This is a genomic window from Kosakonia arachidis, assembly GCF_900116535.1.
In the GTDB taxonomy this organism is placed as follows: Bacteria; Pseudomonadota; Gammaproteobacteria; order Enterobacterales; family Enterobacteriaceae; genus Kosakonia; species Kosakonia arachidis.
On sequence record NZ_FPAU01000003.1, the window covers coordinates 345,206 to 364,679 of the forward strand.

Sequence of the window (19,474 nt, forward strand, 5' to 3'; positions counted from 1 at the left end):
CCAGTCACTTACTTATGTAAGCTCCTGGGGTTGCGCAGTCTTGCCGCCTCGACGCAGTGTGAATGATTTTGTGTATCTATGTGAAATTATATATTTCTTTTTTGCCAAAATGGATATTAACTTTATGATTAATATGTGATTATTTCTTCCTGGATGGCATTTGTTCGGTAAGTTTTAGCGAATATATGAACGTATTGACGCTAATCATTTATGATGTAACAACGAAATGCTCATGGCCGCGTAACATGAATTAGATCGAAGCGGTGTGATGTTTTTCACATTATTCCTGGATGGCGACATCACTGGCACGGTGGCGTCGCCATCGATTATCATTACGCCCGATATAATAAACAAATTCAGCGGGTGATTGGCTGAACGAAATATATCTTATGATCGAAAGTACGCTAATTATCACAGCCGTTGCTGTAGATAAGCGCGAATACAGCAATATTGATAACCTTGCGAAAGATACAGGCTGTATTGCCCGTTATCACCAGGGCCAGGTGTTGTTCTCGTAATCAAGGAAGAGATGGCTTCTGGCGCTCCGGTGTTGCTCAATCACATTGACCATGCCGTTGACGCTGGTACTCACATCAATCTCAGCATCCACTGTCCCATCCAGCGTGCCCATCGCTGTCGCCACCCAACCGGGATGAATGGACAGAACCGTCTGTGATCCCTGGCTGATATCCATATAAATGCAGCGAGCCAGCATATTCAGCGCCGCTTTACTGGCCCGGTAAAGCTCAAGGCCTATCCCCGGTTCGGTATTACCGGCAATACTGCCCCGGTGCGAGGACATAAAAACCAGGCTTCCATCCGGCTTAAGCATCGGCAAAAGGTGTCGGGCCAGGCGGGCGGGGCCAAAAGCATTGGTCATCATGATGTGCTGGAATTCAGCATCAGAGGCCTGTAACACTGACTGATGCAAGGGGCCGTAAATACCCGCAACCATAAAAATAACGTCAAACCGTCGTTCACGGATCCTGCCGATCATGGGCCCGATATGGGACTTATCGGTGACATCAATCTCGCCAGTCGTTAGATTGCCAGGGTAAGTCTCTGCCAGGGCAAGCAGTGAGGCGGTATCCGCATCCGGTAAGTGTGTGGCAAAAACTTCCCAGCCTCGCTCCAGGTACGCTTCTGTCAGGCCCAACCCCAGCCCTTTATCTGTCCCGACAATCAAAATGCTCTGCTTTTTCATCATTATCTCCAGGTTATTGTGCGGTGTAGCCGCCGTCAGCCATCAATACCGTTCCCGTAACGAAACTGGCTTTAGGGGAGGCAAGCCAGATAATCGCTTCAGCAATCTCTTCCGGCTGTGCCACCCGCCCAAGTGGATGCGCGTGTCCATAGCTGGCCAGCGTGGCGCGGCTGTCTTCCACTATGCCGGAAAGGATATTCGTTTCGACGACGCCAGGGGCGACGGCATTCACCCGGATGTCATACTCAGCTGCCTCCAGCGCCAGAACTTTCGTCAGTTGGGCTATTGCGCCTTTAGAGGCGGAGTAGGCAGCCGTGGCTTTCATGCCCACCATGCTGACCACGGAGGCCACATTGACGATCGCGCCCTGCCTGCGGGGCTGCATGACCTTCAGACTTTCCCTGCTCAGGAGAAAATACCCTCTGGCATTAATGGTCATAATGTTGTCCCATTCTTCAACGGAAGTGTCGGTCGCGAGTTTATTCAGGGTCTTGCCCGCATTGTTGATAAGAATATCCACGCCGCCAAATTCGGTCTGCGCAAGCGCGACCGCGCTGATGACCTCATATTCCTGGCTGACATCACAACGTTGGGTTATCACCTGATTGCGTTGTGCCAGCGTATGGAGCATCGGGTCGATATCCAGAGCCAGTACCTTCACGCCATGGCTGACGAGAAGTTTTACGGTGGCTTTGCCAATATCACCTGCGGCACCCGTGACTATTGCCACTCGGTTCTCTAATCCAAAAATATCTGTCATTTTTATTCCTCACATACTGCGTCACGTTGTCCGCAAAAGGATATGAGAGGCAGCGCAATGCAACAATGAAGGTTACTGTAGAAAGATTATCCTTTTCTGTCAGAATGAGATTTGCTAAGCGTGTCTGATGCGTAAAAACTTATCCTTTCATATATTCAGGAGGAACAGTGTCCGGAGTGACCTCAAGCCTTACACGAAAAATGATCCCTGCTTTGCTGGCGCTGGCTCCTGATGAAGGCTACACGCGCACCCGTATGAAGGAGATAAAGCTGTTGCGGGTCAATGAGTCGATGCCCCATACGCCCGTCCTTTATGAACCCTGCATTGTTATTGTTCTGCAGGGAAAGAAAACCGGGTTAATGGGCGCAGAGGAATTTACTTACGATCCTGGGCATTATCTGGTTGTCTCGGCACCGCTTCCTTTCACCAGTCAGACGACGGCCAGCCAGCAAGAACCTCTGCTGGCGATGTCTGTATCGCTTGATGTCGCCACTATTGCCGAATTACTGATTGAAATGGGTGAAGGCGACGGAAGAGGGAATGAGAAGGCGGGGATCCTGTTTTCCACCCCGCTGGGAGAAGAACTGGCCGATACGGTTTATCGCCTGCTGACGGCGCTTTCTGATGAAGAGCAAAGCAGAATACTGGGGCCGGGTATTCTGAAAGAACTTTATTATCGGGTATTGATTGATACCCAGGGCGCTGCAATCAGAGCGGCGCTCTCCGGAAAGGGACATTTCAGGCAAATTGCCGCTGCTATCCGCACGATGCATACCCGGTTTATGGATCATATTGAGGTTGATATGCTGGCGAAAGAGGCCGGAATGAGTTCCCCTTCGTTTCATCGCCATTTCAGGGCATTCACGGGTACCACACCAAAACAGTATCTGATTTCCATCAGGCTGCACCAGGCGCGTTTTTTAATGGTAAAGCGGAATGTTACTGCCAGTGAAGCCTCTTTTCGGGTTGGCTATGTCAGCCCGACACAATTTAGCCGAGAATTTAGCCGGTTCTTTGGTTGTCCGCCCCAAAAGGAAGCTCAGCGTTTGCGCCATTTATTAAAAGTCAAAGCGGAATCCTACTGGCCAGAATAATATTCTTTCGGCCTGCGTATTGGGGGAAATTAAAGAATGGATGAGCGTGATTTAGGCGAACAGTTAGTGTAAAAACAGCGCGATATATCGCGCTGTTACGACGAACGCCTGTCTCACTCAGAATGCGGTTTCCAGGGAATCTGTGACGCAATAATCATCATCCACCAGCGGCAAATACCGCCATTTATCGAATGCGGTACAGGGATGTGAAATACCACAGCCTACCCAGTCGCCGGGCTTTAATGCATCTTCTTCCGGCAGCACCAGATAGGCATGCTGATCGTTTACCTCGCTGATGCGCATGCCGGAAGCCGCACGCGGAGCGCTGCCATCAACATTTCGCACCCACAGCGGATTCGGCAGATCCTGATCAAACGGAACATCCCGGCGTCCGAAATCAACAAATGCCAGGCCTGGCTCGGGGCGCGACAACACCCGTCCCCAGATCTCCAGCGCGGCGGTGAAATGATGTGTAGCGCCAGGTTGCGCAAAAGGCGCGATACGCGCGTACAGCCCGCTGTCGTGCGCCATGTAAGCACCTGATCGAATCAGTGGCGTCATCGGTAGCGGCAGGTTCGCGGCCGTAAAACACGCTGAGACCACGTCAAACCACGCGCCGCCGCCCGCACTGAGGATAATATGCTGGCTGGCAAACAACTGGTGTTCGGCCAGCAGCGCCGCCGTGTCGATCAGCATCTGGCAGTACTCTTTTACGCGCTGTACGCCCGCGGCATCGCGTCCGGCACCGAGTGCACCTTCATAGCCCGCGACACCCACCAGTTGCAGGGCAGGGCTGGCGGCAATCGCAGCGGCAATCTCCAGGGCTTCCGAAGATGAGCGGCAGCCGGTACGCCCGCCGCTGACCGACATCTCCAGCAGTACCGCAATACGGCTGTCACCGAGATGCTGCTCCAGCAAACGAACCCCTTGCAGCGAATCGACGTAGCAAAGGAAACCATGGTCGGGATGCTGTTTTTGCCATTCGCCGATCCAGCGAATGCCGCCGGGGTCGACCAGTTCGTTGGCGAGGAAAACGTTACGAATGCCAAACTGACGCAACGCGCGAACTTGCGCAGGGGTTGCGGCGCTCAATCCCCAGGCGCCACCTTCCGTGACGGCGCGGCGCAGGATCGCCGGAGACATTGACGTCTTGCCGTGTGCCGCCAGCATCACCCCTTTTTCACGGCAAAAATCCGCCAGCTGACGCAGATTATTCTCCAGTGCTGATTGCTTCATCAGCATCAGTGGGGAAAACACCTCGGGACTGTTAAAGACTGCGGTGCCGTTAGCCAGCGGCTGATTGCCGGAACCGGCGACCGATTTAAAACGTGGCGCGGGCTGCTGCGCATCCAGTGCGCCGTCCGCCTGCAATGGAAAGTGAATCGACATCATGCCTCCTGTTAGTGCTCAAGCACGCGTGATAAGAATTGCTGGGTGCGCGGATTCTGCGGATTAACGAAAATTTGCTCCGGCGAGCCCTGCTCGGCAATCACACCCTGATCCATAAACACCACGCGGTCAGCGGTTTTACGCGCAAAACCCATCTCGTGAGTGACCACGACCATGGTCATCCCTTCTCGCGCCAGGCTGCGCATGACTTCCATCACTTCGCCGACCAGTTCGGGATCGAGCGCTGACGTTGCTTCATCAAAAAACATAATTTTCGGCTCTACCGCCAGCGCGCGAGCAATCGCCACACGCTGCTGCTGACCGCCGGACAACTGGGCCGGATAGTGATGCGCGCGCTCGGCCAGCCCGACACGCGACAGGGCTGCCAGGCCGCGTTTATTGGCTTCAGCCTCGGAGAGTTTCTGCGCTTTAATCAACGCCAGCGTTACGTTACCGAGCGCGGTTTTATGGGGAAACAGGTTGAACTGTTGAAACACCATGCCTACGTGGCCGCAGATTTCGCTGCTGCGTTTGCGGTCATGCAGCGGCACTTCATTCACCCAGATTTCCCCGCCATCGGCGGTTTCCAGCCCGCTCATGATACGTAACACGGTACTTTTACCGGAGCCGGATGCGCCAATCAGCACCAGCACTTCGCCGGGCGAAACATCAAGGCTGATCTCTTTCAGCACCTGGGTTGAGCCAAAGGATTTGGTGATCCGGCTCAGCGTAATGGCGGATTTGCTCATGATAACTGGCTCCTGGTTTGATGATATTGAACCCAACGGGAAAGCGGAAAGCAGACAACGAAGTAGAGCAGGGCGACGAGGCCGTAAATCACCACTGGCTGGCCGATACGATCGACAATGGCCTGGCCCTGGTGCATCAATTCCGACATGCCGATCATGCTGACAATCGACGTATCTTTAATCAGCGAAAGATACTGGCCAACCAGCGGTGGCAGCACGATGCCGCGCGTCTGAGGCAGGATCACGCTAAGAAACGTCTGGCGCTTCGACAGGCCGAGGATCCACGACACTTCCCACTGGCCTTTGGGCACGGCTTCAATGCCTGCGCGGAACACTTCGGCGATGTAAGCGCCCTGATAAATGCTCAGGCCGAGGATACCGGCAGCGAACAAATTGATTTCATAGCCGAAGTAAGCCACGCCGAAGTAAATAAACATCAGCGTGATCAGGACGGGCGTGCCGCGAAACAGCTCGGTATAGAACACGGCGATCTGTCTGGCAACCGGTAAACGGCTGGTGCGCAACACTGCTGCCAGTAAACCGAGCAGTGTGCTGCCGACGATAGCGGCGATGGAGAGCAGTAACGTGACGACCAGGCCTTTCAGCAGGATGGGCAGCGAGCCGATGATAAGTTCGCTCATAGTGCATTCTCCCGTTTCACTGGGTTAATCAGCCATTTTTTTGCCCACTGCCAGCCGGGCTTTTTTACCGGCGTCACCAGCGGCGGATGGAACATCCGGCGTCCTGCCATGTTGCCAAGCCATGAGAACAGGTTGCTCAGCACCAGATAGACCAGCGCGACAACGCTGAAGGTCTGGATGTACAGCAGGGTACGCGCATTGATCACCGTTGCGGTCCCGGTCAGCTCCGGCAGCGCAATGGCTGAGAGCAGCGACGTACCGAGCAGTAACTGAATCAGGTTATTGATAATGGCAGGCCACACTGCGCGCGCTGCCTGTGGCAACACCACGCTGAGGAAAATTTGCCGGCGCGGAATACCGAGGATATACGCCGCTTCCAGTTGGCCCTTCGCGACCGACTGAATGCCCGCTCGGAAGGTTTCCGACAGGTAAGCGCCCACGTTAATCCCCAGCGCCAGTACGCCTGCGGTATAGGCACTCATGGTGATACCCAGCGACGGCAGGCCAAAAAAGATGATGAAGATTTGCAGCAGCACTGGCGTGTTGCGGATGAACTCGACGTAGCAGTGGCTGAGCCAGCGTAGCGGCGCCAGCGGCGAAGACTTCGCCAGCGCGGCCAGCAAGCCGAGAGCGACCGCCAGGGCAAACGCCAGCAGCGTGACCTGTAGCGTTAGCCAGGCGGCATCCAGAAAGGTACCAGCGTAACGCCACAGGGTTAGCCATTGATAACTCATGGTGTGACTCCTTCAGGCGGCGCAGCATCAGCGGCTGCGCCGTGGACGAACAATCAGTATTGCGGATTCAGCGGGTAGCGCGGTTTACTGCCGAACCATTTCTGATACAACTGGGCGTTCTCGCCGGAGGCGTTGATTTCAAAAAGGAATTCGTTCAGGTAGTTGGTCCATGTCTGGTCGCCCTGTTTCACACCGAAGGCGTTGTACTCCAGCGGTACCAGCGCTTCGTTGGTCACGGTCAGCGACGGATCGAGTTTCGCCTGATAGGCGAGGAAGTTGTTATCTTCGATCATGGCATCAGCCTGGCCCTGTTTCACCGCCAGGATTGCCGCCTGAGATGAATCGTATTCCTGAATTTTCACGTCGATGCCGAGGTTGCGCACTTCGTCACCGTTGGTGGAACCTTTCACGGTGGCAATGGTTTTTCCGGCCATATCATGCGCGGACTGAATACCGCTGTTTTTGCGGACCAGCATCGCTTCACTCGCCACGACATAGGGGTTGGTGAAACCGATCTCTTTGGCGCGTTCCAGATTACGGGTGAAGTTACAGAACACTACGTCAACTTTATTGGTTTGCAGGTTAGGGATGCGGTTAGCGCTGGTGGTGTTAACCATTTCCAGTTTAACGCCCATCTCTTTCGCCAGCGCTTTGGCCAGATCGACGTCATAACCATCCGGATTGCCGTCTTTATCGTAAAAACCAAACGGGGCAAAGCTCAGGCAGTCACCGACGCGCAGTGTGCCGCGCTGCAGAACGGTTTGCAGCGCAGACTGTGGCGCAGCAGCACCTTCTTTTTTCTCTTCGGTCGGCGTACAGCCCGCAACGGCCAGCAATACCAGCCCGCCCGCCAGTGCTTTGGCACTTAATTTCAGCGATGTTGCATTCATTTTTATGCTCTCTTTTAATGTTTAACGAGACGGTGTAATACCGTGTCATCCGCTATACCCGTCATACTTCAAGCTGCATGTGCGTTGGCTTTTTTATTCGGCTCATCCCTGAGCCTTACCCCTTCGGGGCCACTGCTTACAGCGTTCAAATCTGCTCCCGGCAGATTTGTCGCTCACCCCAGTCACTTACTGGAGTAAGCGCCTGGGGATTACTGAGAGACATCCTGTCTCTCACCGGAGGCCAACCTTCGGTTGGGCAAATTCGTTCCCGACGAATTTGTCGCTGCCTCGCCGCCTTCCTGCAACGCGAATGATTTAGGGTATATAAGTCAGACGATCGCCTGTGCAGCGGTAGCGCTGCTTATTTCGGAATATTTTAATGAAAAAGCAAAAGCATCAATTAATAACAGGCTGCCCTGGTGTTGGCGAAGAAAGAAATACAAACACTCAGCCTGTTTTAACGTTTTTAATTATTTACGGTCGGCGCGGAAGCATTTCATATCCACTTCCACTTTGCAGTCGACCACTAAATCCTGCACGCTACAAATACGCGCAGGTGGATTATCACTAAATATCTCTCTGAATACTTTATTAAATGAACTGAAATAGCGTGCGTCGGTTAATACCGCCGTCACATGTACAACATCCTCCACGCGATAACCTGCTTCCCGCATGATGGTGAGACAGTTGTCGAACGCCAGTTGCGTCTGTTCGATGATACCTCCCTCCACTACTTCGCCTTCACGCATCGGTGTCTGGCCCGAGATATAGAGCCAACCATCGGCCTCAACAGCCCGCGCAAACGGCAGTTTCTGCCCACCTGTACCGGTGCCGCCTTCAATGCCATAACGCTTAATCGTCATGCAACGCTGCTCCTTTTTGTTCTGAGAATACCCATTAGTACCGAATGATGACTGTCTGATATATCAGACTGATATCTGCAATACCGGATAGACCAAGATTTGCACAGGTTTTTTACTTTTGCAATATATCGCGAGGAATTTAATTTCTCGTCGTGTTGTCGCGATCGCAAAATAAAAAAGAAATGAACAAAATCTCTGGCTGGAAATGTTACCGCTGTCGTGGATTAAAAAAATAAGTTGTACGTAATGCGCTAAAATGAGGCCCCAAAATAGAACAACGAAATATAAACTCAGCCGATGAATTTTAATTAACGGGGATGGGTTAACGACGGAGCAAGGTGTATGATGCTTTTCTTTTTTACTGTCTGGCACGACCGCCCGACTGCATCAGGAGAATTTGCTTATGCCGGACGAGAAGCCATCGCGGGCACGCGGTGTTGACCGGGTTATCGACATTTTTCGCCAGTTGCATATCGCTCGTCAGCCTATGGCGATGCGCGATTTGATCGACGCCACCGGTGCGCCGCGTTCCAGCGTATATGAACTTGTCAACCTGCTCAGTGAGGCCGGGTTAGTTGAACTGGACGCTGATGGTGCGGTGTTTTTTGGCCGTGAAATGCACTATTACGGTGCAGATTACATGGCACATAACGACCTTATTCGCCGCTCACATCAGTTAATGGTGGAGATCGTGGCCCGCCATGGCGAGACAGTGCAGCTCTGTATGCTGGAGGGGGATAAGTACACCGTCGTGCTGTCGGAAAGTAATGCTCACCCGTTCAAAATCACTTCTGATATCGGCGTGCGGGTACCGATTACCTGGACGGCCACGGGGCGTCTGCTGCTCAGTAATTGGTCGGACAGTGCCATTCTCGATCTCATCCCCGAAGAGGATTACCGTCTGGCGAACGGGCAAGTCCTCGACAAGCAGGCATTCCTCGAAGATATTCATCGTGCCGGGCAGCAGGGATATTGCCTGACCGAAGGCTTGTCAGAGAGTTTTACCTGCTGTATGGCGGCACCGATTCGTTCTCGTAGCGGGCAGGCGGTAGCCGCTATCTGCTTTATGGTGAGTCGCGATACGCCGGAGGAGCGCCGTCAGATGCTGCTGAAAGAGTTGATTGTTTCCGGGCAAAAATTATCTGATTTCACCTGAGCCGCTATTTTAGGTGATTGAACATATGTCAGGCGCCTGAAATCTGGCTCAGCGGGATATACCAGACACCCGAAGGTGTAAGGGGGTGTCGCTATCGCCGTTGAGCTGGAAAAGCTGCGCGCCAGGTGTACCCACTTATCACCGCTTTCCCGGTGCATGCCCTGGTTCACTTTCTTGCCGTAAACGCGCTGGCCTATCACCACAGGTATTGCCTTCTATTTGCTTATTTCTTGCGCATTTATCTCTACCGCCCGTGCAGATGTCAGCCTAATGCTGGTCTTTTGTTAACAATAACGATATAAATACCCCCTGAATGGACATTTAGACATCTATACGTATAGAAGGTGATATGCACAGGCAACAAGAGAATGGAGAGCTTAAGCGCACCATGAAAACCCGCCATTTGATCATGCTTTCATTAGGCGGCGTCATTGGCACAGGGTTATTTTTTAATACGGGATACATCATCTCTACTACTGGCGCGGCAGGTACACTGCTGGCGTATTTGATTGGGGCGCTGGTCGTCTGGCTGGTTATGCAGTGCCTTGGTGAGCTTTCCGTGGCGATGCCCGTCACCGGCGCTTTTCATGTCTACGCGGCGCGCTATATTGGCCCGGCGACAGGGTATACCGTGGCATGGCTATACTGGCTTACCTGGACCGTCGCTCTCGGGTCGAGCTTTACCGCCGCGGGGTTCTGTATGCAGTACTGGTTCCCGCACGTTCCGGTCTGGCTATGGAGTGCCCTGTTTTGTGTGGTGATTTTTTGTCTTAACGCGATTTCAACACGCTTCTTTGCTGAAGGGGAGTTCTGGTTCTCACTCATTAAAGTCGCCACCATCATCATCTTTATCATCCTCGGTTGCGGGGTGATTTCCGGGTTTATCACCATGAAGGATGGTTCACCTTCGCCGGGGCTTACTAACCTTACCAGTGAGGGCTGGTTCCCCCATGGCGGTTTGCCGATTCTGATGACCATGGTGGCGGTCAATTTTGCTTTTTCCGGTACAGAGCTTATCGGTATCGCGGCGGGCGAAACGGAAAACCCGCATCAGGCTATTCCGGTCGCAATCCGCGCCACCATTGTCCGGTTAATCCTGTTTTTTATCGGCACCGTTTTTGTCCTTGCCGCGCTGATTCCGGCAAATGTGGCAGGGGTTGAGAAGAGCCCGTTTGTGCTGGTCTTTGAAAAAATAGGCATTCCGTATGCGGCGGATATTTTTAACTTCGTCATTCTGACCGCTATCCTTTCAGCGGCGAATTCCGGGCTTTATGCTTCGGGCCGTATGCTATGGTCACTGGCAAACGAAAAAACGTTGCCGGGCTGTTTTGCCCGCGTCAATAAGCAGGGCGTGCCGTTGATAGCCCTTTCTGTCTCTATGCTTGGCGGCCTGCTGGCGCTGTTATCCAGTGTGATTGCCCCTGATACAGTGTTCGTTGCTCTCAGCGCCATTTCTGGCTTTGCCGTCGTGGTCGTATGGCTCAGCATTTGCGCGTCCCACTTTGTCTTTCGTCGCCGCCACTTACAGTCAGGAAAGCCGTCTTCGGCGTTGCAATACCGGGCGCCCTGGTATCCGCTGGTTCCCGTACTTGGCTTCGTACTGTGTCTGATGGCCTGCATCGGGCTGGCGTTCGATCCGGAGCAGCGTATTGCACTCTATTGCGGTCTGCCGTTTGTCGCCCTTTGCTATGGTGTCTATTTTCTCACCCACAAAACAAAATTGAAGGAGGCTGACTATGCCGCAGATTAACCCTCTTACCGCGCTGCTTGAACGTCATCCTTTTGCTGTGCTTGATGGCGCACTGGCTACCGAGCTGGAAGCGCGCGGATGCAGCCTTGCCGATAATCTCTGGTCCGCCAAAGTATTAATGGAAAATCCACAACGCATTCGGGATGTGCATCTGGATTACTTCCGTGCGGGTGCACAGATAGCCATTACCGCCAGTTACCAGGCCACGCCCGCAGGCTTTGCGGCGCGCGGACTGACGGAGGCACAGTCGAAAGCGCTGATTGAACAGAGTGTGAAGCTGGCGAAAGAGGCCAGTGAAATTTATCGCGCAGAAAACCCTGACGCCGGTACGCTGCTGGTAGCGGGTTCTGTTGGGCCATACGGCGCTTATCTGGCCGATGGCTCTGAGTATCGTGGCGACTACGTGCGCAGCCACGAGGCGTTTCAGCTATTTCATCGCCCGCGTATTGAAGCGTTGCTCAATGCCGGTACCGATCTGCTGGCCTGCGAAACGTTACCGTCCTTCGCTGAAATAAAAGCACTGGCTGACCTGCTGGCCGAATATCCAGAGGCGCAGGCGTGGTTATCATTTACCTTGCGTGACGACAAACACTTGAGCGATGGCACGCCGCTGGCCCTGGTCGTGGATGCGCTTTCTGCTTGCCCGCAAATCGTCGCGCTGGGCATTAACTGTATTGCCCTGAGCAAAACAACCGCCGCTCTCAAACATCTGCAAAGCCTCAGTGCGCTGCCGTTGGTGGTCTATCCTAACTCCGGGGAAACTTACGACGCCGTCACCAAGTCGTGGCATGCGCACGGCGATGCCTGCGCATCGCTAGCGGCCTATTTGCCCCAGTGGTTGGAGGCTGGCGCGAGACTGATTGGCGGATGCTGCCGGACGACCCCACGGGATATTGCCGCACTGAGTGAGCGTCGTTGACGGCGAAGAGAAACCAGCAGGGCGTAAAGGCTGGCACGTATTGCCCGCTTAGCGCCTTTTATTCTGCGCGGTATTGATTGATAGTATGATGCACCGCTTTCTGCGTTTCATTTTGTCCGTTCAATCACTGCGTCCAACACAGGATCGAGACCCCTGGCATAATCGATAAATGGAACGGCTATTTTTACTTCTGGTGCAAGAGTGATAGGGGTTTGAGCAAAGACGTCTGCAGGCCAGTAACAATCGATGTTACCGCCACAGCCCTGTTCAAAATCCTCGAATTTGGTGCTGTAGAAAACCTGAATTCTTGAGTTTGGCAGTGTGAGGGTTTCTGGCTCAGCCCAAAAATGACCGTTGTCACCCATTGTTTCACCTACCAGAATCACTTTGGCAGGATTAGCCCGTTTTAGCGTGGCAACAGTGACCAGCGCAGCTGAAAAAGTAGCACGGCTCACAAGCACAAATATTTTCCCGTCACGTGGAAGCAGCTTCGGTAATGTTTGCGAGAACAATAGTGTTTCGAAGAAATTTCCGCCGTTATTCAGCCGTAAATCCACCACAATGAACCTGGGTTTTTTAGGCACAACGTGTTTTTGTATGACGCCAAACAATAATGCATCGGCAAGTGAATCCTTCCCCATGCTATGGATAAAATTACTACGGATATAGAGTATTTTTTCTCCGTCACCAATCCACTGCACAGACAGGGGGGCTGGTTTTCCATATCCAGGTGAGCGTTTTTTGACCTCATCCAGCACATGTGACCAACGGTTTTCTTTGCCTTTTTCATCAGGAATGAGGGGGGACCATCCGAAAAGTAGGGGTTCGCGGGGATCATAATAATCCGGCTTACTGACACTTAAGCTGACTGTTTTTGTTTCTCCGTTCCTCAGACGTAGTGTCAGGGGAAGGCTGTTTTGTGACGACAAAACACCTATGCGGTCCAGAACCATTTTGCTCGTCAGATAGCTTGCACTTAGATAACGGATCCGCTGATCTGTGCCCGAAATATACGGTGCTACACGCTTAAGGCACTCAATAGCGGTCAGTTGCCCAAATTTTTCAATACGTGAACCCAGAATGGATTCATAACCAGGCGCGACGCTTAGTATGTAAAGCCCGTCTGAAAACCACCATAGCTTTATTGGCAGAGAATCCAGAAGGCGTCCTACCATGGGAGCAGTGTGCCCATTACGTGGAGTAGCAACAGCCTTCATAACATCCAGAACCAGGTCTGCTGGCGATGCTGCCGCAACTCTGGCCATCGCATTGTCTATAATCTCATCAGAAGCCAGGCGCTGTGATGGATTCAAGCTCTTTTCCAGGGGAACCCATTGTGATCTGAGGAATATAAGATCTTGCAGAATCTGAGCAGGTGTCAGGTTGGGCATTGTTGTGTCTGGCCCTGGCAACTCCCAGGCCAAACCCGGACTGGCTAATAAAACTGCACTACCGAGGATAAATTTTCTACGATTTATGTGCATAAAGTTTAGTTCCGCGTCCGTTTTAATCCTCTGATACATCACTTTAAAGCACAGAAGAGAAAAAATCCTGATGCTTTATTCTGGCGATTTGGTGGAATTGTCGAGGCATCCCATCGGCTGCTTAATCATCACATTCGCGAAGAGGGTTGTGAATGTTTGCTCTTCGCGTGTAGCCCGCCTGTCTGTCCGCTTCGTGCTGTGAGTTCAACAGGGAGCAGGTCTATCAGTCAATGCAAATGAACCAGGGTCAGAACCCGGTTTTCCAGAAATTCATACCACCCCTTAACGCTAAATCCCGCCTCATATTCATGATTAAGCGTATGCGTCAGGCTGAAAGTAAATTGCTGCAAGTGGGGATCAATATCACGCAGTTCAAAACTGTGAAAATCCAGATGTTGTTGATGTTCACGCGGGAAAGCCTTATAGGCACTTTCTTTAGCAGAAAAAAGCAACAGCAGAATGTGGTCCAAAAGCAAATCGCTGGTGGTGATCAAGGTGTCAATTTCCCGGGCAGAGGCAATGCGCTGGCTTATCGTATTGAGAGCTATCTTCGGCGAGAGCGATTCAATATCTATCCCGACCCGGCCATAGTGCATTTTGATAACGGCGGCAGAAGCAAAATCGCGATCGTGAGAGATTGCCCCTCGATAAGAAGAAGGCCAGGAGGGCGCGCGATTATCTGCCATCAGCGGTGCCCGTAGTGTGATATCGAAATGCTGTAGTAATTTTTGAGCGCCAATCCGTCCAGCAAGATATTCAGCCTGGCGTTGCTTTGTTGCGCTCGCCAACCGTCGCGGGACCGGAACATCATAAATGCGAAAAGCATCATCCAGCGCACCATTCCAGGCAAAACGCAATACGGTGAAATGGATGTAATCGGGTAAGACTTTTATTATATGTTTTGTTTGAAACCAGCAAATTTTCATGATTGCTCCGCAGGCTTACGCATCAGACTGCGACGGAATGGTAAACCATAGAAGCAGCGAAGCTCGCCATCGCCAGCGATAGCCCGCGATAAAAAAACACCGGCCATAATCGCGATTGCTGTAGACCTTGTCTGGCAATCCCCTTCCCACAGGCAACCCATATAAAAGAGAGAGGCAACAGTGCGACAAAAACACTCAGCATTGCGGCAGTGAAAGCCTGAAGTTCTCTGAAAGCAATTGAAGGAATGATATATGTCGCAAAGACGAATGATTTGGGATTAAACAAAGTGGTAATAAAGATGGTTTTCATTTCAATTTTTGCCGGTCGAAACTGTAATGAAAACCCCCAGACTTTAACGGCCAACCAGGCAACATAGAATGCTGATAATAATTTAATAATACCGAGTAAAAACGTGCCATGTTGAGCTAAAACACTCACAATAACGCCCCAGAAGGTGATTGCACAAAAGTATCCCCCCCATTCGGCGATGATCATTTTTATACTTGGCCTGATACCACTGGCGTACCCTGAGAAAAGGAGGAGAGTATTGGTTGGGCCAGGCATTACAAGTAACAACATGCCAGAAACCATAATTTTAATGCAGTCATTCAGTAACATTTCAACCTCTGCTACATTAACAAATGAGAAAAATCAGGCTGATAACCTGCGTTTAAATTCATGTGTCACTTTTAAAGCTATTTTCTTCCTTAAATGTTAATATGCTGCTAATTTTATCCCGACAGTGAAGATTAAAAGATGAGCAATGCACAACAGAGCGATCGCTTAAAAAAAACGTACACCAACATTGGTAATAACGTAAAACAGTTACGAATAGCTCGAAATCTTTCACTTAATGAGCTGGCAAAAATTTCCGGCGTCTCCAAAGCCACGCTGTCCACGCTCGAATCGGGCGGCTCTAATCCTCGCGTAGATACACTGGATGCCATCGCCAGCGCACTAAGACTTACATTAGGCGATCTGCTCGGTAATAATAATGAACGCTATCCCTATATTGAAAAAGGTGCTGACTATAAAGGAGATTATTCCCAGGTAATGAAGTTTCGCATCGGTCAGGGGAATATCACCGAAATATGGCATTTACAAATGAAACCCGGTGTGGTAATTAACAGCCCGGCTCATGTATCAGGAACCCATGAACATATCATCGTCCACCTTGGCACATTGCTTCTGAAAATATCTGACACTGAAAGCATTATTCTTCAACCCGGGGATTTTTATGCCTTCTCAGGTGACGTTAAACATGCCTATATTTGTGCAGATGATGCTGTAAGTGCGACGGTTATCATGTCTTACAGTACACAAGGTTAATTCAGCAGGTCAGCGGTATTACTGTGTTACCATTCTCCTGCCTCCGCCATTTAAATATTAAAGACCGTATTCTCCCGTATAAAATGCATTGTTAACTCGCTAATCTCATGAGCCTGTGCCTCTGAAATAAAATGCCCCCCAGAGATCTCCTCCAGCCTGAATGGCCGGAGGGTACATTCTTGCCATCGTTCTGGTGGAGAAAGAAATAATGGGTCTTCTTTTCCGTAAAAGGCTAATACTGGAATATCATCAAGCGCAGAGCTATCTTCTTCACTGATAGAATTAGCGACCTGTAAATCAGCGGAAAGAACCTGCAAAAATTGCTCCAGCAAAGCGGGCTCTCGTTGCAGCCAGTCAGGTAATTTCCCGAGATGATTAGCAAATTTAAGTAATGAATTTTTTGATATTTCACTGGATTCAGTAAAATCAAAATATTTACGACAATGGATTGGCTCGTTCCCAATCACCACGAGCATACTTTTCGGTCGATCATCATAGAAACGGTATTTTTTGGCCATCACATAAGCGATATAGGCTCCGAGGCTATGGCCCATAAAAATTATCGGGCAATGGCGCGGCAATTGTGGACAAAAATCCTTAATCACCTGATTAACATCCGTTAGCAACGGCTCCATGCGGCGGCGCCCGCGGCCAGGCATTTCAAACTTACTAACATTGAAGTTTGAAAAATGCTTTTCCAGCACATTAAGCGCGGCAGCATTCCCTCCGGCATGATGAAACATGGCGATATGTGGCTGTTCATTCATAACGCTTCCCTTCAGCAATACGCCCCAACAGGGCCGCACATATAATGATCCCGCCCCCTATTGCTTGCAGAAAACTAAGTGTTTCCCCCATGATTGTGATGGCAAACATAGCCGCAAAGGCCGGTTCGAGAGACAAGATCAACCCGACGCGCGTCGGACTGGTTATTTTAGCGGCATATAATTGCATCAGGAATGCAAATGCCGTCGCCAGCAGACTCAGAAAGAGAATCAACCCCCATGTCGAAATGGATATTTCAGGGATATATTGCAGCGCTGTGGGTTCGGTCAGCACAATAGTAACCAGCCCGAGGGCAGCGACAACAAGTAATTCAATCAATGTGATATTGATAAGTGAGTAATCCTTACCCGCGGTCTGCCGACCAAACATAAATATCTGAAAACCGCGAATCAATGCAGCCGATAAGATAAGAATGTCGCCTTGATTGAACTCAATATTACCATTGGCAGTAAAGCTCAACATGCCGCCACCTGCAAGGGACATAAAACAGGTGAAATAGATGAATTTGCTTTGCTTTCTCTTGCCGATAAAACGTTCAAAAAAGGGAACTAACACCACCGATAATGCAATCAAGAAACCAGCATTAGCAGCCGATGTGTGTTTAACACCAAACGTTTCAAATGTCAGAATAGCATAAAGTAGTACACCAAAGACGATCCCATTAATCACTTCGCCGCGCGTGAAGCTGTTTAATCTGACACGAGTGCCAACAAACATAAAGGGAACAGCCAGCGCGAACCTCAGCATTAAAAATAAGGGGACGGTGACCCCTGCGTGGATAATCAGCTGCATCAAGGAATAACTTGCCCCCCATGAGAGGGCAACGGTCAATAATCCCAGGTCAATTATCCAAAGTCGGCTGCGTGGTGCCAGAAGAGAATAATTAGACATGACATTCCTTTAGCGGGACATGCCCGGCATCATAGCTTATCCGTAGCGTACCCTTTTTAAACTTTATCGCTTTAATGCTAAATGAGCTAATTTTTGCCAAATCATCCGTGTGCGTCCCGGCACAAGGCATAGGCTCTGATTGATTAATCTGGCACAGCCGGGTGGAACCCTCGAACCAACTTCGGATTTCCGCCCCCTTCTGCAGACGCTGGCAAATAATGCTCTCAATTTCATCCACATCCAGGCGATCGGCTGGAATAGCAGAAGCATCAATAGCGCTAAATTCCACCCGCGACTCACCGGGGAAATGGTGCCCCCGGACAGCTATCCACCCGAACTGACGCATTTCCCAATTCAGTAAATGCCCGGCAGTATGCAGTGCTGCATGGTAAGCGCGGGCATCTGCCGATACAACGGAAGATACTTTTGTTTCTACCGGCGGCGAAAAAGGAGACTGCGGATAAAGGACCACTAAACCTGACGCCTGTTTTTTTACTACCACCGGGATGTCGTTAACCCACCCGAGATCTGCGGGCTGCCCGCCTCCCTGCGGATGAAAAATATTATCCCGCAGGGCAATCCATTGTCCTCCTTCATCAGCGCCGGTAGCAATGACATCGCTTAATATATTAAAGCGATAAGTGTCCTCCAGATAACACTGGTTTTGTTGCATAGCGATAATCCTTATTTTATACAGAAAGAGGAGTAAATGGATTTCCGAGCAAATTATGGGTTGCTATACGGTTATTAGCATTACGACTTTGGCCAGCAACAATCACGCAGCCAAATTTATCCAATGGGATATTACCACCGTACTCATGCACATGATCGGTATTAGGATAAATATCAACAAAGCTGGGTGCATAGCGGGTTGCAAAGCCCATCCGATACATCTTATCAGAGATATTAGGATAGGAAGCATGCATTAATGTTGACCAAAAAATGACACATTGACCGGCTTTCATCTCCAACGGGACGGCCTGGTTTTCATCTGGATGCCAGTCAGGATCTATTTGCAGGTCACGATAATCATAACCAAAGAACCCACGGCTCTTACCATCCTTTTCAATATTATTGATAATATCGCTTTGGTATTGCATTGATCTATTTTCATCATAATTCATTTTATGATGGGTGCCAGGCATAATTTCCAGACAACCATTCTCAATAGTTGAATCAGTAAAGGCAGTCCAGACTGTTAAGGTCCCTTTGCCAAACTGATCTTCAGTTTCTCCTGGCCAAAGAATTTGCGGTTTTCCGCTGGCGTTGGCAAATGTATCAGCCTGATGCCAGTCAGTACCCTCATCACCTGGGTATTTAGGGAAGAACTCCGTACGCCAGCACAGAACGTCATCGCCAAGGATATCAGATACTGGCGCCACAATTTTTGGATTAGTAACATGTTGGCTAAGTTTATTGATATCAAGATGGCGATCGTAATTAGAGATATTTGTTGCCGCACCGTAAGAATCTGAAGGGTAAGCCGCATTAGAACGATCTGGTAATTGCCGACGAACGGCGCTCCAAATTTCCGCCATTTCTTCTGGAGAATAAATGGTAATGGGGCCGATATAACCATTTTTGTGGAAGCTGGCAATTTGCTCTTCAGACAAATGAATTTTGTTTGACATGATAATCTCCAGAGAGTGATTGGTTTTATTTAATGCTGTAAAATGTTTCGCTAAGCGTGCTGTTATATAAACGCTCCATGGACAACGTTAGATTGAATTCATTTCGCACACGTTCATTAAGTGCAATCGCAATCATGGAATGTCCGCCAATATCAAGGAAGTTATCTTCCGCACTGACTGGTTTTTCTAAAATATCCTGCAACCATGCAATATACTGTTGTAACGCAAGTACTTTTACCTGTTCTTTATTCACATCATCTAAATCAACTGCGTTCAT

General features: G+C 50.4%; 21 protein-coding genes. 5 read left to right on the forward strand and 16 right to left on the reverse strand.

Features of this window, described 5'->3' with window-relative positions:
* Window positions 1-490 precede the first annotated feature (490 nt).
* Together BM427_RS13270 and BM427_RS13275 are read right to left on the reverse strand one after the other, a co-directional pair.
* A complete protein-coding gene (locus BM427_RS13270; protein WP_090122203.1) occupies window positions 491-1,204 on the reverse strand; it encodes an SDR family oxidoreductase in 714 nt (237 codons plus the stop codon).
* 13 nt (window positions 1,205-1,217) lie between these two features.
* Window positions 1,218-1,964: an SDR family NAD(P)-dependent oxidoreductase gene (locus BM427_RS13275; protein ID WP_090122205.1), complete on the reverse strand. Its 747-nt coding sequence runs from the start codon at window positions 1,962-1,964 to the stop codon at window positions 1,218-1,220.
* 200 nt (window positions 1,965-2,164) lie between these two features.
* On the opposite strand from BM427_RS13275, the gene BM427_RS13280 reads away from it, so the two are divergent.
* Window positions 2,165-3,058: an AraC family transcriptional regulator gene (locus BM427_RS13280; protein WP_090122206.1), complete on the forward strand. Its 894-nt coding sequence runs from the start codon at window positions 2,165-2,167 to the stop codon at window positions 3,056-3,058.
* 117 nt (window positions 3,059-3,175) lie between these two features.
* On the opposite strand, the gene BM427_RS13285 is transcribed toward BM427_RS13280, so the two are convergent.
* From BM427_RS13285 to BM427_RS13310, 6 genes are all read right to left on the reverse strand, one after another.
* Complete coding sequence (locus BM427_RS13285) at window positions 3,176-4,447, reverse strand: alanine racemase (protein WP_090122207.1); 1,272 nt, start codon at window positions 4,445-4,447, stop codon at window positions 3,176-3,178.
* An 11-nt stretch (window positions 4,448-4,458) separates the two neighbouring features.
* Window positions 4,459-5,196, reverse strand: a complete 738-nt coding sequence (locus BM427_RS13290; protein WP_090122209.1) for an amino acid ABC transporter ATP-binding protein — start codon at window positions 5,194-5,196, stop codon at window positions 4,459-4,461.
* A complete protein-coding gene (locus BM427_RS13295) occupies window positions 5,193-5,837 on the reverse strand; it encodes an amino acid ABC transporter permease (RefSeq protein ID WP_090122210.1) in 645 nt (214 codons plus the stop codon). Before BM427_RS13295 ends, BM427_RS13290 begins: the two co-directional genes overlap by 4 nt.
* Complete coding sequence (locus BM427_RS13300; RefSeq protein ID WP_090122211.1) at window positions 5,834-6,571, reverse strand: amino acid ABC transporter permease; 738 nt, start codon at window positions 6,569-6,571, stop codon at window positions 5,834-5,836. Before BM427_RS13300 ends, BM427_RS13295 begins: the two co-directional genes overlap by 4 nt.
* A gap of 53 nt (window positions 6,572-6,624) precedes the next feature.
* Window positions 6,625-7,461, reverse strand: a complete 837-nt coding sequence (locus tag BM427_RS13305) for an ABC transporter substrate-binding protein (RefSeq protein ID WP_090122213.1) — start codon at window positions 7,459-7,461, stop codon at window positions 6,625-6,627.
* A gap of 470 nt (window positions 7,462-7,931) precedes the next feature.
* The gene (locus BM427_RS13310) at window positions 7,932-8,324 is read right to left on the reverse strand and encodes a RidA family protein (protein WP_007372873.1); all 393 of its coding nucleotides are present in this window, start codon (window positions 8,322-8,324) and stop codon (window positions 7,932-7,934) included.
* A gap of 403 nt (window positions 8,325-8,727) precedes the next feature.
* On the opposite strand from BM427_RS13310, the gene BM427_RS13315 reads away from it, so the two are divergent.
* From BM427_RS13315 to mmuM, 3 genes are all read left to right on the forward strand, one after another.
* Window positions 8,728-9,480 (forward strand): IclR family transcriptional regulator, encoded by a 753-nt coding sequence (locus BM427_RS13315; protein WP_090122214.1) that lies wholly within the window; start codon window positions 8,728-8,730, stop codon window positions 9,478-9,480.
* 349 nt (window positions 9,481-9,829) lie between these two features.
* Window positions 9,830-11,230: an S-methylmethionine permease gene (mmuP, locus tag BM427_RS13320; RefSeq protein ID WP_090122216.1), complete on the forward strand. Its 1,401-nt coding sequence runs from the start codon at window positions 9,830-9,832 to the stop codon at window positions 11,228-11,230.
* Window positions 11,217-12,149, forward strand: coding sequence for a homocysteine S-methyltransferase (mmuM, locus tag BM427_RS13325; RefSeq protein ID WP_090122217.1), 933 nt, complete (start codon window positions 11,217-11,219; stop codon window positions 12,147-12,149). The genes mmuP and mmuM overlap by 14 nt, the downstream gene beginning before the upstream one ends.
* Window positions 12,150-12,256: 107 nt before the next feature.
* Here mmuM and BM427_RS13330 read toward each other — a convergent pair whose 3' ends face one another.
* The 3 genes from BM427_RS13330 to BM427_RS13340 all read right to left on the reverse strand — a co-directional run bounded on the left by BM427_RS13330 (window position 12,257) and on the right by BM427_RS13340 (window position 15,178).
* On the reverse strand, window positions 12,257-13,633 hold the full coding sequence (locus BM427_RS13330) for a S41 family peptidase (protein ID WP_139234412.1): 1,377 nt from the start codon (window positions 13,631-13,633) through the stop codon (window positions 12,257-12,259).
* A gap of 227 nt (window positions 13,634-13,860) precedes the next feature.
* A complete protein-coding gene (locus BM427_RS13335; protein ID WP_090122220.1) occupies window positions 13,861-14,559 on the reverse strand; it encodes a 4'-phosphopantetheinyl transferase family protein in 699 nt (232 codons plus the stop codon).
* A gap of 22 nt (window positions 14,560-14,581) precedes the next feature.
* The gene (locus BM427_RS13340; protein ID WP_090122222.1) at window positions 14,582-15,178 is read right to left on the reverse strand and encodes a LysE family translocator; all 597 of its coding nucleotides are present in this window, start codon (window positions 15,176-15,178) and stop codon (window positions 14,582-14,584) included.
* A gap of 138 nt (window positions 15,179-15,316) precedes the next feature.
* Here BM427_RS13340 and BM427_RS13345 point away from each other — a divergent pair, with 138 nt between their 5' ends.
* Complete coding sequence (locus BM427_RS13345; protein ID WP_090122223.1) at window positions 15,317-15,889, forward strand: helix-turn-helix domain-containing protein; 573 nt, start codon at window positions 15,317-15,319, stop codon at window positions 15,887-15,889.
* A gap of 50 nt (window positions 15,890-15,939) precedes the next feature.
* Here BM427_RS13345 and BM427_RS13350 read toward each other — a convergent pair whose 3' ends face one another.
* Genes BM427_RS13350 through BM427_RS13370 form a run of 5 tightly spaced genes read right to left on the reverse strand, consistent with a single transcriptional unit; the run spans window position 15,940 to window position 19,474 of the window.
* On the reverse strand, window positions 15,940-16,656 hold the full coding sequence (locus BM427_RS13350) for a thioesterase II family protein (RefSeq protein WP_090122224.1): 717 nt from the start codon (window positions 16,654-16,656) through the stop codon (window positions 15,940-15,942).
* Entirely contained in the window at window positions 16,649-17,566 is a 918-nt protein-coding gene (locus BM427_RS13355) for a DMT family transporter (RefSeq protein ID WP_090122225.1), read from the reverse strand. Before BM427_RS13355 ends, BM427_RS13350 begins: the two co-directional genes overlap by 8 nt.
* On the reverse strand, window positions 17,559-18,239 hold the full coding sequence (locus BM427_RS13360; RefSeq protein ID WP_090122227.1) for a hypothetical protein: 681 nt from the start codon (window positions 18,237-18,239) through the stop codon (window positions 17,559-17,561). The genes BM427_RS13355 and BM427_RS13360 overlap by 8 nt, the downstream gene beginning before the upstream one ends.
* A gap of 16 nt (window positions 18,240-18,255) precedes the next feature.
* Window positions 18,256-19,197 (reverse strand): chlorinating enzyme, encoded by a 942-nt coding sequence (locus BM427_RS13365; RefSeq protein WP_090122228.1) that lies wholly within the window; start codon window positions 19,195-19,197, stop codon window positions 18,256-18,258.
* 25 nt (window positions 19,198-19,222) lie between these two features.
* Window positions 19,223-19,474, reverse strand: coding sequence for a phosphopantetheine-binding protein (locus BM427_RS13370; RefSeq protein ID WP_090122229.1), 252 nt, complete (start codon window positions 19,472-19,474; stop codon window positions 19,223-19,225).

Coding starts and splice junctions, on each gene's coding strand:
- mmuM (WP_090122217.1), top strand. CDS start 11,217: ATGCCGCAGATTAACCCTCTTACCGCGCTGCTTGAACGTCATCCTTTT.
- BM427_RS13350 (WP_090122224.1), bottom strand. CDS start 16,656: ATGAATGAACAGCCACATATCGCCATGTTTCATCATGCCGGAGGGAAT.
- BM427_RS13305 (WP_090122213.1), bottom strand. CDS start 7,461: ATGAATGCAACATCGCTGAAATTAAGTGCCAAAGCACTGGCGGGCGGG.
- BM427_RS13335 (WP_090122220.1), bottom strand. CDS start 14,559: ATGAAAATTTGCTGGTTTCAAACAAAACATATAATAAAAGTCTTACCC.
- BM427_RS13360 (WP_090122227.1), bottom strand. CDS start 18,239: ATGCAACAAAACCAGTGTTATCTGGAGGACACTTATCGCTTTAATATA.
- BM427_RS13285 (WP_090122207.1), bottom strand. CDS start 4,447: ATGTCGATTCACTTTCCATTGCAGGCGGACGGCGCACTGGATGCGCAG.
- BM427_RS13295 (WP_090122210.1), bottom strand. CDS start 5,837: ATGAGCGAACTTATCATCGGCTCGCTGCCCATCCTGCTGAAAGGCCTG.
- BM427_RS13330 (WP_139234412.1), bottom strand. CDS start 13,633: ATGCACATAAATCGTAGAAAATTTATCCTCGGTAGTGCAGTTTTATTA.
- BM427_RS13300 (WP_090122211.1), bottom strand. CDS start 6,571: ATGAGTTATCAATGGCTAACCCTGTGGCGTTACGCTGGTACCTTTCTG.
- BM427_RS13370 (WP_090122229.1), bottom strand. CDS start 19,474: ATGAACGCAGTTGATTTAGATGATGTGAATAAAGAACAGGTAAAAGTA.
- BM427_RS13310 (WP_007372873.1), bottom strand. CDS start 8,324: ATGACGATTAAGCGTTATGGCATTGAAGGCGGCACCGGTACAGGTGGG.
- BM427_RS13275 (WP_090122205.1), bottom strand. CDS start 1,964: ATGACAGATATTTTTGGATTAGAGAACCGAGTGGCAATAGTCACGGGT.
- BM427_RS13345 (WP_090122223.1), top strand. CDS start 15,317: ATGAGCAATGCACAACAGAGCGATCGCTTAAAAAAAACGTACACCAAC.
- mmuP (WP_090122216.1), top strand. CDS start 9,830: ATGCACAGGCAACAAGAGAATGGAGAGCTTAAGCGCACCATGAAAACC.
- BM427_RS13355 (WP_090122225.1), bottom strand. CDS start 17,566: ATGTCTAATTATTCTCTTCTGGCACCACGCAGCCGACTTTGGATAATT.
- BM427_RS13290 (WP_090122209.1), bottom strand. CDS start 5,196: ATGAGCAAATCCGCCATTACGCTGAGCCGGATCACCAAATCCTTTGGC.
- BM427_RS13365 (WP_090122228.1), bottom strand. CDS start 19,197: ATGTCAAACAAAATTCATTTGTCTGAAGAGCAAATTGCCAGCTTCCAC.
- BM427_RS13270 (WP_090122203.1), bottom strand. CDS start 1,204: ATGAAAAAGCAGAGCATTTTGATTGTCGGGACAGATAAAGGGCTGGGG.
- BM427_RS13280 (WP_090122206.1), top strand. CDS start 2,165: ATGATCCCTGCTTTGCTGGCGCTGGCTCCTGATGAAGGCTACACGCGC.
- BM427_RS13315 (WP_090122214.1), top strand. CDS start 8,728: ATGCCGGACGAGAAGCCATCGCGGGCACGCGGTGTTGACCGGGTTATC.
- BM427_RS13340 (WP_090122222.1), bottom strand. CDS start 15,178: ATGTTACTGAATGACTGCATTAAAATTATGGTTTCTGGCATGTTGTTA.